Consider the following 14,753-nt stretch of genomic DNA (forward strand, 5'->3'; position numbering starts at 1 on the left):
CCAAGGGCGGGAGTTATCAGGTTACTTGGATGAATAGTATATGGGGATGGAAATCACACTTTCAAGTGTTCGATTTTTAACCAAACCAGTGGTGGAACATTAACTTAATGTAATCAATAATTTTGCCGAAGAAATTCCCTTCCGGAATTTCCTGCAGCACCACCAGCGGGCGCTGATCGATGGTTTTGCCATCCAGCTGGAAGTTGATGGTGCCGACCACCTGATTTTTCTGCAGCGGGGCGTGCAGTTCAGTGTTATTCAGTACATAGCTGGCTTTCAGATCTTTCATCCGGCCACGCGGAATGGTCAGGTAGACATCTTTATCCACCCCCAGCGAGGCGCGATCGCTGTCGCCGAACCAGGCCGGTTCGGACGCAAACTCTTTGCCGGCTTTAATCGGGTTGACGGTTTCGAAGAAGCGGAAACCCCAGGTCAGCAGTTTTTTACTTTCCGACTCACGACCTTTGAAAGTACGCCCGCCCATGACCGCCGAGATAAGACGCATCTGGCCTTCGGTGGCAGAGGCGACGAGGTTATAGCCCGCTTTGTCGGTATGACCGGTTTTGATGCCATCGACGTTCAGGCTGTTATCCCACAGCAGGCCGTTACGGTTCAGCTGGCGGATACCGTTGAAGGTAAACTCTTTCTCACGATAGATGGAGTACTCATTCGGCACATCGCGGATCAGCGCCTGGCCAATCAGCGCCATGTCGCGCGCGGAGCTGTACTGCCCGTCGGCATCAAGACCGTGAACGGTCTGGAAATGGGTGTTTTTCAGGCCCAGGGCGTTAACATAGTTGTTCATCAGGCTGACGAAGGCGTCCTGGCTACCGGCAACAAAGTCGGCCATGGCCACGCAGGCATCGTTACCCGACTGCAGGTTGATACCACGGATCAGCTGCGAAACCGGAACCTGCATTCCTGGCTTGAGGAACATCAGGGAAGAGCCTTTGAAAACCGGGTTGCCGGTGGCCCAGGCATCGTTACCGACAGTGACCAGATCGGACTCTTTGAATTTACCCGCTTTCATCGCCTGACCGATAACATAGCTGGTCATCATTTTAGTCAGACTGGCCGGGTCGCGACGGGAGTCGGCGTTATTTTCTGCCAGCACTTTGCCGGAGTTATAATCAATTAGCACCCAGGATTCGGCGTCAATCTGCGGGGCGCCTGGGATCATCGTTTTGATATTCAGGTCATCGGCGCGGGCAGCGGAGGAGAGCGCTGCAACGGAGAGCGCCGTGATGAGTAAACGAGCGGTGAAAGAGGTCTTCATGGTCAGAACAACGGCATCCGTGATGGAGTTAAAAAAAGTGCCTTACTATAGCAAATGCTCTGCGGGCCAGCATCCGACATTGCGCATGAGTTTGTTAATGACTTTTACATGCGCATCTTGAGCGGGCCGCCCGCGGCGTTTAGTTGGCGTGAGTAATAAAGGACTGCAGCTGCGCTTCGCTTTGCAGGCGCTGCTGAACCGCACTGGCCTGCGCCTTGTCAGCAAACGGGCCCAGCTGAATACGCCATACCGCGCCATTCTGCGTGACCCGGCCTGGTACGGAGAACTGCTGGCTCAGGCGCTGTTGATACTGCTTCGCCCGCGCCTGATCGCTCACCGCGCCAACCTGGACGACAAAATTACCGCTGGCGCTGGAGGTGGCAGTAGAGGAGGCGGCGCCGGCGGTCGCGGCAGTGGCCGCTGTAGCCGCTACGCTACCCTGGATGGAGCCTGGCGCGGTGACGGGAGCCGTTTGCGTCGCGACGGCAGCAGCAGGGGCCGCAGTGGCAGTGGCAGCGGTCGTGGCTGCCGGCTCGCTACTCTCCAGCACGCCGCTGTTCAGCGGCGTCGGGGCGCCGAGGAAACCGCCGCTGTTCACCGGTGCGCCGACGCTGTCTTCCGGCTTCAGGGTGTTGTTGCTGATCGGGCGAACGTCGGCAGGCGCAGGCTGGCTCATGCCTGTGGCGTCACCGCCGTCCAGATTCGGTCGAGCGGGCAGGGCGTACGTTTGTTTGGCGACGGTGGTGCAGGCCATTCCCGGACCGGAAAGCGAACCGTCAGGCGCAACGATGATGGGGTCGATACGCACCTTGGTGTTGTTCGAGGTGTTCAGACGGTCAGCGGACGCTCGGGAGAGCGAGATGACGCGATCGTTGCCATACGGGCCGCGATCGTTAATCCGCACGACGATCATGCGCCCGTTAGCGAGGTTGGTGATCCGCGCATAGCTCGGGATTGGCAGTGTGGGGTGCGCTGCGGTCAGTTGGGTCGGATCGAAGGCTTCGCCGCTGGCAGTCAGGTTACTGTTGGGCTCAGCGTCATAGATCGCCGCAAAACCGGTCTGAGTAAAGTTTGCCGGATCCTGAACGACTTTGTAGCTTTTGCCGTCGCGCTCATAATCCTGATTCGCCGTGGCGTTCGGCGTTTCATACTGCGGATCGGCACCACTGATCTCAACCGTCGGGCCATTACAGACGGCCGGCTGTGGAGTACTGACCGTTTTTTGTTGCACGTCATCACTCGAACATGCCGCCAGCAGCCCCGCTGCTATGCAGATCCCCAGCCATTGCTTACGCATTGCAAACCCCTTTAAACGCTTTTCGACAACATTTTTCTGTGGGTATGGATCGACATCACGATACCAAACCCGGCCATCAATACGATCAGGGCGGAGCCCCCGTAGCTCACCAGCGGCAACGGTACGCCCACCACCGGTAAAATACCACTCACCATACCAATATTTACGAAGACATAAACGAATAAAATCAACATTAAACCACCGGCCATGACCCGGCCAAAGGTGGTTTGCGCCTGGGCGGCAATCCACAGTCCGCGCATGATCAGCAGGATATACAACGCCAGTAGGATCAGCACGCCAATCAGCCCCAGTTCTTCGGCCAGTACGGCGAAGATAAAGTCGGTGTGGCGTTCCGGCAGGAACTCCAGCTGCGACTGCGTGCCGTGCAGCCAGCCTTTGCCGCGCAGACCGCCGGAGCCAATGGCAATTTTAGACTGAATAATGTGATAGCCGGCGCCCAGCGGGTCGGTTTCCGGATCGAGGAGCATCATCACGCGCTGGCGCTGATAGTCATGCATCAGGAAGAACCACAGGATCGGAATAAAGGCGGCGACCAGCACCACGGCGATCCCGATAAGACGCCAGCTCAGACCGGAAAGGAACAGCACAAACAGCCCGGAGAGAGCGATCAGAATCGAGGTGCCGAGGTCGGGCTGCGCTGCCACCAGCAGGGTCGGCAGAAAGATCAGCACCAGCGCAATCGCGGTGTTCTTCAGCGAGGGCGGACAGACGTCGCGATTAATAAAGCGCGCGACCATCAGCGGCACGGCGATTTTCGCTATCTCCGACGGCTGAAAGCGAACGATACCGAGATCCAGCCAGCGCTGCGCCCCTTTGGAGATGGCGCCGAAAGCATCAACGGCCACCAGCAGAATAATACAGAAAATATAGAGATAGGGCGCCCAGCCTTCATAGACCCGCGGTGGGATCTGCGCCATGACGATCATGATCACCACGCCCATGGCGATCTGGCCGATTTTACGCTCCATCATGCCGACGTCCTGACCGCTGGCGCTCCAGATAACCAGCGCGCTATAGGTCAGCAGCGCCAGCAGGATCAGCAGCATGGTGGGGTCAAGATGGATTTTATCCCACAGCGATTTTTTGTTCGGATTATCCGTCATTATTGATCCTCCCCGGCGGTGACCGCCGGGTTTTCGCTTGGCAGCGTGGTGTTGTTATCGCCCAGCATAATGTGATCGAGGATTTGGCGCATAATGGTGCCGACCGCCGGGCCGGCGCCGCCGTTTTCCAGGATCATCGCCACGGCAACCTGAGGGTTGTTATAAGGCGCAAACGCCGTCATCAGTTTGTGGTCACGCAGACGTTCAGAGATCCGATGCGCGTTATAGGTTTCGTTAGCTTTCAGACCGAATACCTGGGCGGTACCGGACTTGGCCGCGATCTTATACGGCGCGCTGGCGAAGTATTTGTGCGCGGTGCCGTTGCCGCGGTTGGCCACGCCGAACATGCCGTCTTTGGCGATTTCCCAGTAGCCGGAATGAATGTCGCCCACCGGCGGCTCATGCGGCTGGACCCACGGAACGGGCTTGCCGTCTTCCACGGTGCTTTGCAGCAGATGCGGTACTTTCACCACCCCGTCGTTAATCAGGATCATCAGCGCTTTGTTCATCTGGATGGGAGTGGCAGTCCAGTACCCCTGACCGATGCCCACCGGAATGGTGTCCCCCTGGTACCAGGGTTTCTTGAAGCGCTTGAGCTTCCATTCGCGGGTCGGCATGTTGCCCGAGCGCTCTTCAGAAAGGTCGATACCGGTGTAGTGGCCGTAGCCAAACTTGCTCATCCACTCTGAGAGGCGATCGATGCCCATGTCATAGGCGACCTGGTAGAAATAGGTATCCGCAGACTCCTCCAGCGCTTTGGTGACGTTGAGATGGCCGTGACCCCATTTTTTCCAGTCACGATAGCGTTTATCGGAGCCAGGCAACTGCCACCAGCCAGGGTCGAACAGGCTGGTATTGCGGGTGATCACCCCGGCGCTCAGCGCCGAGACGGCGACGTACGGTTTTACCGTCGACGCCGGCGGATAGACCCCCTGCGTCGCACGGTTGACCAGCGGCGTGTTCGGATCGTTGAGCAGGCCGGAGTAATCTTTACTGGAGATGCCATCGACGAACAGGTTCGGGTCGTAGCTCGGCGTAGATACCAGCGCCAGAACGGCGCCGGTACGTGGATCGGTGACCACCACGGCGGCACGGCTACCGGCCAACAGGGTTTCGATATACTGCTGCAGCTTGAGATCGAGAGTGAGGTAGATATCGCGTCCGGCCTGCGGCGGCACCTCTTTCAACTGACGAATAACGCGGCCGCGGTTGTTCACTTCAACCTCTTCGTAGCCGGTCTGACCGTGCAGGACGTCCTCATAATAACGCTCAATACCCAGCTTACCGATGTCGTGGGTCGAGGCGTAGTTAGCCAGCTTGCCCTCTTTGTCGAGGCGGTCGACGTCTTTATCGTTAATTTTTGAGACGTAGCCAATGACGTGCGTCAGCGCGGAGTTATAGGGGTAGTAGCGACGCTTGTAGCCTTTGACTTCCACACCGGGAAAGCGGTACTGGTTGACGGCAAAGCGGGCAACCTGCACTTCACTGAGGTTGATCTTCACCGGAATCGAGGTAAAGCGATGGGAGCGGGCTCGCTCCTTTTTGAAGCCGGCGATATCGTCGTCCGTTAAATCGACGACGTCACGCAGCGCATCCAGCGTCTGCTGCACGTTATCGACTTTCTCCGGCATCATCTCCAGCTGATAAATGGTGCGGTTAAGCGCCAGCGGGGTGCCATTGCGATCGTAAATAATGCCGCGGCTCGGCGGGATCGGCACCAGCTTGATGCGGTTTTCGTTCGAACGCGTCTGATAGTCATTGAAGCGAACGATTTGCACATTGTACAGGTTGGCGACCAGAACGCCGGTAAGCAGCAAAATCCCCAAAAAAGCGACCAGCGCCCGGCGCACGAACAGCGAGGATTCAGCCGTATAGTCGCGGAAAGAATTCTGTAATTTCATTCGCTGCTTAGTCTACCCTGATCATCATTACTCACGGTGGTACGGGTGGTTGGTGGTAATGCTCCACGCCCGATACAGACTCTCGGCCACCAGTACGCGCACCAGCGGGTGAGGTAAGGTGAGGGTGGAGAGCGACCAACTCTGTTCCGCCGCTGCTTTACAGGCTGGAGAGAGGCCTTCCGGGCCGCCTACCAGCAAACTGACGTCGCGCCCGTCCTGTTTCCAGCGTTCCAGTTCGCGCGCCAGCTGCGGCGTATCCCATGGTTTTCCCGGAATATCCAGGGTCACGATACGGTTCTTACCGGCAGCGGCCAACATCATCTCGCCCTCTTTTTCGAGGATGCGCTTGATATCGGCGTTCTTGCCGCGTTTACCGGCGGGGATCTCCACCAGTTCAAACGGCATATCTTTGGGAAAACGGCGCAGATACTCGCTAAAGCCGGTCTGTACCCAGTCCGGCATTTTGGTGCCAACGGCCACCAGCTGCAACTTCACGCATTAACTCCAGAGTTTTTCCAGCTCGTACAGACGACGGCTCTCTTCCTGCATGACGTGAACCATCACGTCGCCGAGGTCGACGACGATCCAGTCGGCGGCGGCTTCCCCTTCAACGCCCAGCGGCAGCATGCCGGCGGCGCGGGATTCCTGAACCACGTGGTCGGCGATGGACATCACGTGACGGGTGGAGGTGCCGGTGCAGATAATCATGCAATCGGTGATGCTGGATTTGCCATGTACATCAATGGCGACGATGTCCTGACCTTTCAGGTCATCAATTTTGTCGATAACAAAATCCTGGAGTGCTTTACCCTGCAAGTGTTCCCCCTGGGTGCATGAAGATTGATAATGATAAAGAGCCTGACAGTATACCTGAACTGATGAAAAAGTCGGGTGAAATGTCTGTCGGCAGGCGTTCGTGGCGGGGTATCATCCCATCCCTCGCCGCGGATTGCATCGCCATTTTTGTAAAACAATTTCTGCAAACATACTGTGGCGGATGCTGCCCGGCAGCGGAGAATAACAGCCTGCCGTGGCCTGTCAATGGTCTGGCGGGAATTCTTCTTGCGGCTGCCAGACAGCCTGGCTATTTAATACGCGCAGGGTCGTGAAATCGTTGCTGGTATCGAGGAGGCTCCAGGCGCCATGGGCAATGGGGAAATGCCACATCGCCGCCGCGGGCATCTGCAACAGCAGGGCCGTCAGCAGGCTCAGGACGCCCTGATGGCCGACAATTAGCAGGTGGTCAAGATGGCGGCAGTCGGCCAGCGTTGTGGTGAATCCGCTGACGCGGCGGGAAAACTTCTGAAAACTTTCGCCGTTGGTCGGGGCCGCGTGCTGCCAGTCATCACACCACGCGGCATAGTTTTGCGCATCCTCCCGCTGGAGATCGCGATGATGACGCATCTCCCAGTCGCCGAAAAACATTTCATTGAGCGCGGCATGGCACTCACGCGGGATATGGCGATCGCCAAGCAGCAGATCGGCCGTTGTTCCGGTTCTCGCCAGCTCACTACAGAATACTTTATCGAAAGGCACCGCGCGCAGCCGTTCGCCGAGTGCTCGCGCCTGGGCGACGCCGCGCGGCGTCAGAGGAGTGGGGGCATGGCCGCTGTATAACCCGGCAACGTTGGCTTCGGTTTCACCGTGGCGAACTAACCATAATTTCATGATGATGCTCAGACAGGCGGTGGAGACGTGGCGCTACGATAGCGCTTTTTTAGCGTCAGGCCCAGTCCGGGATCAGCAATAGAGTCCCTGCTCGCGGATGTAGTCCAGCACGGTGGCCGGTAGCATCTCGGCGCAGGATTCCCCGCGCTCGAGGCGCTGGCGGATAATCGTCGCCGAGATATCGAACCATGGCGTCTCAGCCAGGTAGATGGCCCCGGCGGGGCGGTTATGCAGGCGCTCTACGTCGTGAGTTAAGTGGCGATCCAGCCAGCGCTGATCCGCGCCGTGCGCCATGGTCAACGGGTAACCCGGGCGGCGGCAGACGATCAGATGAACGTTATCAAGGATGGTTTCATAGTGGTGCCAGGTGGGGAAGGTGAGCAGCGAATCCTGGCCGATGATAAACGCCAGTGGTTTTTCTGGCCCCTGCTCCTGACGCCACGCCTGCAGCGTGTCTGCCGTCCAGGAGGGGGTGTCACGCTGCAGTTCGCGTTCGTCGAGCGTGAACAGCGGCTTATCGGCGATCGCCAGCTTAAGCATATGCACGCGCTGGGCGCTGGTGGCTTCCGGCTGGGGACGGTGCGGCGGGACGTTGTTAGGCATGATGATGACCTTGCTCAGGCCAATCTGATTCGCCAGGATCTCGACCGGCTTGAGGTGACCATAATGCACCGGATCGAAGGTGCCGCCATAGATTGCCTGCAACTGAGTCATATCAACCATCAATAAAAACGTCCGCCAGGGCTTTGTGGCAGAGCAACAACGAAAGACTTTCCAGTTCGGGCCAGACGTCGTGCCCGTAATCCTGTTTAAAGGTCAGTTCTGCACGGGTCAGGAGGGTCACCGCCTGGCGCAGCTGTTCCCCGCTCAGTCGGGCGAGGGCATCGCTGAGCAGCTGACGGCGGTTTTGCCAGACCCGATGTTTATCAAACAGCGAGCGCAGCGGCGTGTGCGTCGACTGGCGTTTGAGCGTGACCAGCAGCAGCAGCTCCCGCTGTAGAGTACGCAGCAGGATCGCCGGCTCGCAGCCTTCAAGGCGTAGCTGTTGCAGGACATGCTGCACGCGCTTGCTTTTGCCTGCCAGCAGCGCATCGACCCAATGGTAAGGGGTAAAGTGGGCGGCATCGTTTACCGCCTGCTCAACGCGAGGCAGAGTCAGCTTGCCGTCCGGCCAGAGTAGCGCCAGACGCTCCAGCGCCTGCGCCAACGCCAGCAGGTTGCCTTCGTAACAATAGCACAGCAACTGACTGGCCGCGTCGTCAAGCTGCAGTTGATGCTGTTTGGCCCGGGCGGCCAGCCAGCGCGGCAGCTGCGCGTATTCCGGCGTCTGGCAACTGACCTGGACGGCCCGCTGCGCCAGGGCGGTGAGCCACGCGGCATTCTCCTGGGCTTTGGTCAGCTTATTCCCGCGAACTATCAGCAGCAGGTCGTCGTGCAGCAGGCCGATCAGGGTCGCCAGCTGTTCGTTGATCGCCGCGTTAGGGCCGTTTTCCGGCAGGATTAGCAACAGCGTTTGCCGGCTGGAGAACAGACTCAACGCCTGGCTTAACGCGAAAATCGCCTGCCAGTCGGTGCTGTTATCGATGGTGAAGGTGTGGTGCTCGGTAAAGCCCTGGGCGGCAGCGGCTTCACGAATGGCGTCCTGGCTTTCCTGCAACAACAGGGGATCGTTGCCAAGCAGCAGATAGGCCGCGCGCAGCCCTTCAGTGAGCTGCGCGCGGAGCTGTTCCGGGTACAACCGAATCATCATTGACCCAGAGTGGTGGAGACGCGGTTACCCGAGGAAGCCGGTGCCGTGCTGCTGGCGACCGGTTTCTCTTCCTGCTGGGTTGCTTCAACATCTGCAACCTGTACGCTCGGCAGCTTACGAATCAGCTGTTCCGCTGCTTTGTCGTACATTTCCTGGATAATCATATCCTGCTCGGCGTCTTTCGCTAACGCCGCCTGCGGGTTATCGAAGAACGAACGATAGACCTTAGTGGTAATCGGATAGATATCGTGACCCGGGATCAGGACGCTGGCATGAACGGTCATGACCATCTGATATTCCGCGGTACGACCATCCTGGAACACCGAGGCGGTATCTTTCTGAATCGACGATCCATCGAGGCGCAGAGAAGGAACATCTTTACGCAGCGTGCTGGCGTCGATCAGGTCCACGCCATTAAGACGCAGCTGATTACGTACCGCGCGACTTAACGGCCCGTTCGGATCGCTCGACTGAAGAATCATGGTTTTCATGGTGGTGGGCACCTTCGTAGTGCTACGCAGATGCCAGCCACAGCCGGCGGTGACAAGCACCGCCAGGGATAACAACATTGTTACCAGATATCGCACGCTTCCTCCCGCGCTTAGCCAACGACCAGATTGAGCAGTTTACCCGGAACGTAAATCACTTTACGTACGGTTTTACCGTCGAGATATTTCGCGACCAGATGTTCCTGGCCGGCACGCTCGCGGACCTGCTCTTCAGTTGCATCTACCGCAACGGTAATTTTACCACGAACTTTGCCATTGACCTGGACGACGACGAGGGTGCTGTCTTCCACCATCGCGCTTTCATCCGCCACCGGCCACGGCGCGTTGTCGATATCGCCTTCGCCGTTCAGCTCGCGCCACAGGGTGAAGCTGGCGTGTGGGGTGAACGGGTTCAGCATACGCACCACCGCCAGCAGCGCTTCCTGCATCAGGGCACGATCCTGTTCGTCTTCCTGCGGCGCTTTCGCCAGCTTGTTCATCAGCTCCATGATCGCCGCGATGGCGGTGTTGAAGGTCTGACGACGGCCAATGTCATCGGTCACTTTGGCGATAGTTTTGTGAATATCGCGACGCAGCGCTTTCTGATCTTCACTCAGCGCCGCCACGTTAAGTGCCGCAACGTCCCCTTTGGTGGTGTGCTCGTAGACCAGCTTCCAGACGCGTTTCAGGAAGCGGTTAGCCCCTTCAACGCCAGATTCCTGCCACTCGAGGGTCATATCCGCCGGGGACGCAAACATCATGAACAGACGCACGGTGTCCGCGCCATAACGCTCAACCATCACCTGCGGGTCGATGCCGTTGTTTTTCGACTTGGACATCTTGCTCATGCCGGTGTACACCAGCTCATGGCCTGCCGCGTCTTTCGCTTTCACGATGCGGCCTTTTTCGTCGCGCTCAACGATGGCGTCAACCGGGGAAACCCAGTTACGTTCGCCGTTTTCGCCTACATAGTAGAAGGCGTCAGCCAGCACCATGCCCTGGCACAGCAGCTGCTTCGCCGGCTCATCGGAGTTGACCATGCCCGCGTCACGCATCAGCTTGTGGAAGAAACGGAAGTAGAGCAGGTGCATGATGGCGTGTTCGATACCGCCGATGTAGATATCTACCGGCAGCCAGTAGTTGGCCGCTTTCGAATCCAGCATCCCTTCCTGATACTGCGGGCAGGTGTAGCGCGCATAGTACCAGGAGGATTCCATAAAGGTGTCAAAGGTGTCGGTTTCGCGCAGCGCCGGCTGACCGTTAACGGTGGTCTTCGCCCACTCAGGATCGGCTTTGATCGGGCTGGTGATGCCGTCCATGACCACATCTTCCGGCAGGATCACCGGCAGTTGATCTTCCGGGGTCGGCAGCACGGTGCCATCTTCCAGGGTCACCATCGGGATCGGCGCGCCCCAGTAGCGTTGACGGGACACACCCCAGTCACGCAGGCGGAAGTTAATTTTACGCTCGCCCACACCCATGGCAGCCAGTTTGTCGGCAATGGCGTTGAAGCCGGCTTCATAATCGAGGCCGCTGAACTCGCCGGAGTTAAACAGAACGCCTTTCTCGGTCAGCGCCTGTGCGGAGAGATCCGGCTCGGAGCCGTCGGCAGCCAGGATAACCGGCTTGATGTTCAGACCGTATTTGCTGGCGAACTCATAGTCACGCTGGTCGTGGCCCGGAACGGCCATGACCGCGCCGGTGCCGTATTCCATCAGCACGAAGTTTGCCGCCCAGACAGGAATTTCTTCGCCGGTCAGCGGATGAATGGCTTTAAATCCGGTATCGACGCCTTTTTTCTCCATCGTCGCCATGTCGGCTTCGGCCACTTTGGTGTTACGGCATTCGTCGATAAAGGCAGCCAGTGCCGGATTGTTCGCTGCAGCCTGCTGCGCCAGTGGGTGACCCGCCGCGACGGCCAGGTAGGTGCAGCCCATAAAGGTGTCCGGACGGGTGGTGTAGACGGTCAGCTTATCGGCGTAGTTGTTGACGTCAAAGGAGATTTCCACCCCTTCGGAACGGCCGATCCAGTTGCGCTGCATGGTCTTCACGGTGTCTGGCCAGTGATCCAGTTTATCCAGATCGTTCAGCAGTTCATCGGCGTAGGCGGTGATTTTAATAAACCACTGCGGGATCTCTTTACGCTCGACTTTGGTATCGCAGCGCCAGCAGCAGCCGTCAATAACCTGTTCGTTGGCCAGTACGGTCTGGTCGTTCGGGCACCAGTTCACCGCGGAGGTTTTCTTGTATACCAGGCCTTTTTTGTACAGCTCGGTGAAGAACTTCTGCTCCCAGCGGTAGTATTCCGGGGTGCAGGTCGCCAGCTCGCGGCTCCAGTCATAGCCAAAACCCAGCATTTTGAGCTGGTTTTTCATGTAGGCGATGTTGTCGTAGGTCCATGGTGCTGGCGCGGTGTTGTTTTTCACTGCCGCGCCTTCCGCCGGCAGACCAAACGCATCCCAGCCGATCGGCTGCAGGACGTTTTTGCCCAGCATACGCTGATAACGGGCAATCACATCGCCGATGGTGTAGTTACGCACGTGACCCATGTGTAGTCGACCAGAAGGATAAGGAAGCATCGACAGGCAGTAATACTTCTCTTTGCTCTCGTCTTCAGTTACTTCAAATGTACGATTTTCGTCCCAGTGAAGCTGGACTTTCGATTCTATCTCTTCCGGGCGGTATTGCTCTTGCATGGCAGCCAGTGGTCCTGTTTTCAATACAGCTACAAAATGTAGCCAATGGATGTGTTATTTCAGATCGGCATAGCATAGCCCAAACGCCCCCGTCAAAACAGCCTTTCGCACATTAACATCGGCAAAAGCCGCGCTGATTATTTCGCGACTCTGTGGCTTGTCAGACACAGCGGGAGAGGAATAAGGTCTATTATCAGAAGACGTTAACCACACCGGAGGCGAAATGATGAACAAGGTTGCTCAATATTACCGTGAACTGGTCTCCTCGCTCAGCGAACGGCTCCGCCATGGAGAGCGAGACATCGATGCGCTGGTGACGCAGGCGCGTGAAAAAATCGTCCGCGCCGGCGATCTCACGCAGAGCGAGGTCGAGTCGGTGATTGCGGCGGTGAAGCGCGATCTCGAGGAGTTTGCCCGCAGCTACGAAGAGAGTCATGAAGACGAGAGCGACAGCGTGTTTATGCGGGTGATCAAAGAGAGCCTGTGGCAGGAGTTGGCTGATATCACCGACAAAACGCAGCTCGAGTGGCGCGAAGTCTTTCAGGATCTGAATCACCACGGCGTGTACCACAGCGGAGAGGTGGTTGGTCTGGGTAATCTGGTCTGCGAGAAGTGCCACTATCACCTGGCGGTATATACCCCGGACGTGCTGCCACGCTGTCCGAAGTGTGGCCACGATCAGTTCCAGCGTCGGCCCTTCGAACCTTAAGCAGTGCGAAAAAACGATGCGCGAGCCTTCGCGCATCGTGGACTGCCTTATTTCACGGTGTTGATTTCGGTGCTTTTGAAAAACTGATAGCCACCCATATCGCTGGCATATTTATGCGATGAGTTAAGCACCAGCTTGTTAGCGCGGAGGGTGCCGACGTCACAAGTGTTAAACCCTAACCAGCCGCAGCCGCGACCGCTGTTAACGACCTTTTTCGCGTTCATCGTTAACGTCCCATCCGCCTGAATCAGATAATAGTTGGAGATGTTGCCTTTGTTCAGCGTGTCAAGCAGCAGGTCTCCGGTACTATAGATTGTCCCTTCGTTCGTGATGTCGCCTTTCACAGTGAGTGCAATATTCTTGGCTGAGATTTTGCCGTAGTTATGCACGACGCCATGATCGGTCGTAATATCAGCCGCTTTCATATAACCATTCTGATTCAGCCAGTAGCTGTGAGCGGTAATGGCATTGGTGGCTTCCATGCGACCACTGGTGCTTTGCGCCAGCGTGCCGTTGGTCTGCAGGTTGATATTTTCGCCGGTGATATTACCGAGGTTATAGATTTCCCCGCTGTTTGCGCTGCCATCCTGCTTAAGGGACTGAACGGTGGTTTGGCCGGTAGAGTTAATGTTGCCGGTGTTTTTAAAGCTGTCGCCAACAAATATCAGGCTGGTATTTTTGGCGCTGATTTTTCCTTCATTGAAGAAATCGCCCATCGCCGTGATGGAAATCTGGTTATTCGAGAGCAATGAGGATTTTTCCTCGTTGCTGATTTTCCCGCCGCTGGTCAGCGTTAAACCGTTGGTGCCGGTGATCGAACCGGATTTAAAGCTCGTGATGTTACTGTTGGCGGAGGCAATCAGCTGGCCGCCGGTGAGCGATCCAGTATTGACGATAGAGCTCCCACTGGAAAGCATTAAGTAATAAGCGCCGGCGATGCTGCCGTCATTGGTGATCCCCGTGGCGGTGGAAACCTGGCTCAGCAGACCGTTGCCTTTTATCGTCCCTTTGTTCAGCAGATTACCGTTGCTGGTGAGCTGCAGCGTGCTACTGGCGATAATTGAGCCATTGTTACGTACGCCAAAGCCGATGTTATTGCCGACCATGCTGATGCTATTGGCGGTGATGCCGCCAAGGCTGCTGACGTCGATGCTGTATTGCGGGTTGACCGTCATTTCGATAAGCGTCGCTTGTTTACCTGCAGAGGTTATCGCGCCAGAGCTGTTATCCATGGTGAAGCGACCTGCGCTGACCAGGGCATTATTGGCCTGCACTTTACCATTAATCTTAATTGCGTCGGCGAGCAGAACTGCATAGCTGTTGGCGGCGTTCATGCCGTTTTCGCCGATGGTGAGGGTGCCGCCCGTCACGGTATAGCTGCCGATAGCGCCATCGCTGGTCATGTTGACTTTACCGGTGGTCAGGATGGCCTTGTTGGTATTGACAAAGCTACAACCGGAGCAGGTGATGCCGTTCGGGTTGGCGATCACCACATCCGCTTTCTGGCCGTTAACTTCGATAAAGCCCTTCAGGCTACTGGCGTTTTTGGAGGTGACTTCGTTCAAAATCACCGAGGCGCTGCCGGCGGTCAGGTTGTTGTTGCGGGCAATATTGCCCAGCGTGCCGTGGCTGACATCCTCGCCGCTGTTATTAAGGACGGTGCCATTAGTACCGACGTTGAAATCGCGGTACAGGTTATGGGAGACGCCGGCGGCGTTCGGCTTTTCAATATCGATAACCGTGGCGCCGGACGAATGCGTATAGCTGGTCGGGTCGGCATAGACCACCGACGAGGTTAATACTGCCGCCAGCGCGACATAAGAAGCTTTAAACTTAAACATTTT

Annotated in this window: 13 protein-coding genes; 1 reads left to right on the forward strand and 12 read right to left on the reverse strand. The window is 57.2% G+C overall.

Annotated elements, in window-relative coordinates; genetic code table 11:
- Positions 1-76: 76 nt before the first annotated feature.
- The 11 genes from dacA to leuS form a co-directional block, all read right to left on the reverse strand.
- On the reverse strand, positions 77-1,276 hold the full coding sequence (gene dacA, locus CWM54_RS16250) for a D-alanyl-D-alanine carboxypeptidase DacA (protein WP_061155353.1): 1,200 nt from the start codon (positions 1,274-1,276) through the stop codon (positions 77-79).
- A 139-nt stretch (positions 1,277-1,415) separates the two neighbouring features.
- Positions 1,416-2,573 carry an endolytic peptidoglycan transglycosylase RlpA gene (gene rlpA / locus CWM54_RS16255; RefSeq protein WP_100697783.1) on the reverse strand — a complete coding sequence of 386 codons (1,158 nt, stop codon included), beginning with the start codon at positions 2,571-2,573 and terminating at the stop codon, positions 1,416-1,418.
- Between the two features lie 11 nt (positions 2,574-2,584).
- Positions 2,585-3,697, reverse strand: a complete 1,113-nt coding sequence (gene mrdB / locus CWM54_RS16260) for a peptidoglycan glycosyltransferase MrdB (RefSeq protein ID WP_008805635.1) — start codon at positions 3,695-3,697, stop codon at positions 2,585-2,587.
- A complete protein-coding gene (gene mrdA / locus CWM54_RS16265; RefSeq protein WP_061155351.1) occupies positions 3,697-5,598 on the reverse strand; it encodes a peptidoglycan DD-transpeptidase MrdA in 1,902 nt (633 codons plus the stop codon). Before mrdA ends, mrdB begins: the two co-directional genes overlap by 1 nt.
- A 27-nt stretch (positions 5,599-5,625) precedes the next feature.
- Positions 5,626-6,093, reverse strand: a complete 468-nt coding sequence (rlmH, locus tag CWM54_RS16270) for a 23S rRNA (pseudouridine(1915)-N(3))-methyltransferase RlmH (RefSeq protein ID WP_002894620.1) — start codon at positions 6,091-6,093, stop codon at positions 5,626-5,628.
- Between the two features lie 3 nt (positions 6,094-6,096).
- Positions 6,097-6,414 (reverse strand): ribosome silencing factor, encoded by a 318-nt coding sequence (gene rsfS, locus CWM54_RS16275; RefSeq protein ID WP_002894623.1) that lies wholly within the window; start codon positions 6,412-6,414, stop codon positions 6,097-6,099.
- A gap of 222 nt (positions 6,415-6,636) precedes the next feature.
- Positions 6,637-7,266 carry an adenosylcobalamin/alpha-ribazole phosphatase gene (locus CWM54_RS16285; protein ID WP_100697787.1) on the reverse strand — a complete coding sequence of 210 codons (630 nt, stop codon included), beginning with the start codon at positions 7,264-7,266 and terminating at the stop codon, positions 6,637-6,639.
- A 72-nt stretch (positions 7,267-7,338) separates the two neighbouring features.
- The gene (nadD, locus tag CWM54_RS16290) at positions 7,339-7,989 is read right to left on the reverse strand and encodes a nicotinate-nucleotide adenylyltransferase (protein WP_165785935.1); all 651 of its coding nucleotides are present in this window, start codon (positions 7,987-7,989) and stop codon (positions 7,339-7,341) included.
- Positions 7,982-9,013, reverse strand: a complete 1,032-nt coding sequence (holA, locus tag CWM54_RS16295) for a DNA polymerase III subunit delta (protein WP_100697791.1) — start codon at positions 9,011-9,013, stop codon at positions 7,982-7,984. Before holA ends, nadD begins: the two co-directional genes overlap by 8 nt.
- Entirely contained in the window at positions 9,013-9,603 is a 591-nt protein-coding gene (gene lptE / locus CWM54_RS16300; protein ID WP_061155347.1) for an LPS assembly lipoprotein LptE, read from the reverse strand. Before lptE ends, holA begins: the two co-directional genes overlap by 1 nt.
- 14 nt (positions 9,604-9,617) lie before the next feature.
- A complete protein-coding gene (gene leuS / locus CWM54_RS16305) occupies positions 9,618-12,200 on the reverse strand; it encodes a leucine--tRNA ligase (protein ID WP_100697793.1) in 2,583 nt (860 codons plus the stop codon).
- 226 nt (positions 12,201-12,426) lie between these two features.
- Between leuS and CWM54_RS16310 the strand changes: the two genes are divergently transcribed.
- Entirely contained in the window at positions 12,427-12,909 is a 483-nt protein-coding gene (locus CWM54_RS16310; protein ID WP_061156401.1) for a zinc ribbon-containing protein, read from the forward strand.
- Positions 12,910-12,956: 47 nt separating this feature from the next.
- Here CWM54_RS16310 and CWM54_RS16315 read toward each other — a convergent pair whose 3' ends face one another.
- Positions 12,957-14,750, reverse strand: coding sequence for a filamentous hemagglutinin N-terminal domain-containing protein (locus CWM54_RS16315; protein ID WP_100697795.1), 1,794 nt, complete (start codon positions 14,748-14,750; stop codon positions 12,957-12,959).
- Positions 14,751-14,753: the final 3 nt, after the last annotated feature.

This window comes from Klebsiella sp. D-Nf1 (assembly GCF_002810515.1).
GTDB classification, from domain to species: domain Bacteria; phylum Pseudomonadota; class Gammaproteobacteria; order Enterobacterales; family Enterobacteriaceae; genus Klebsiella; species Klebsiella variicola.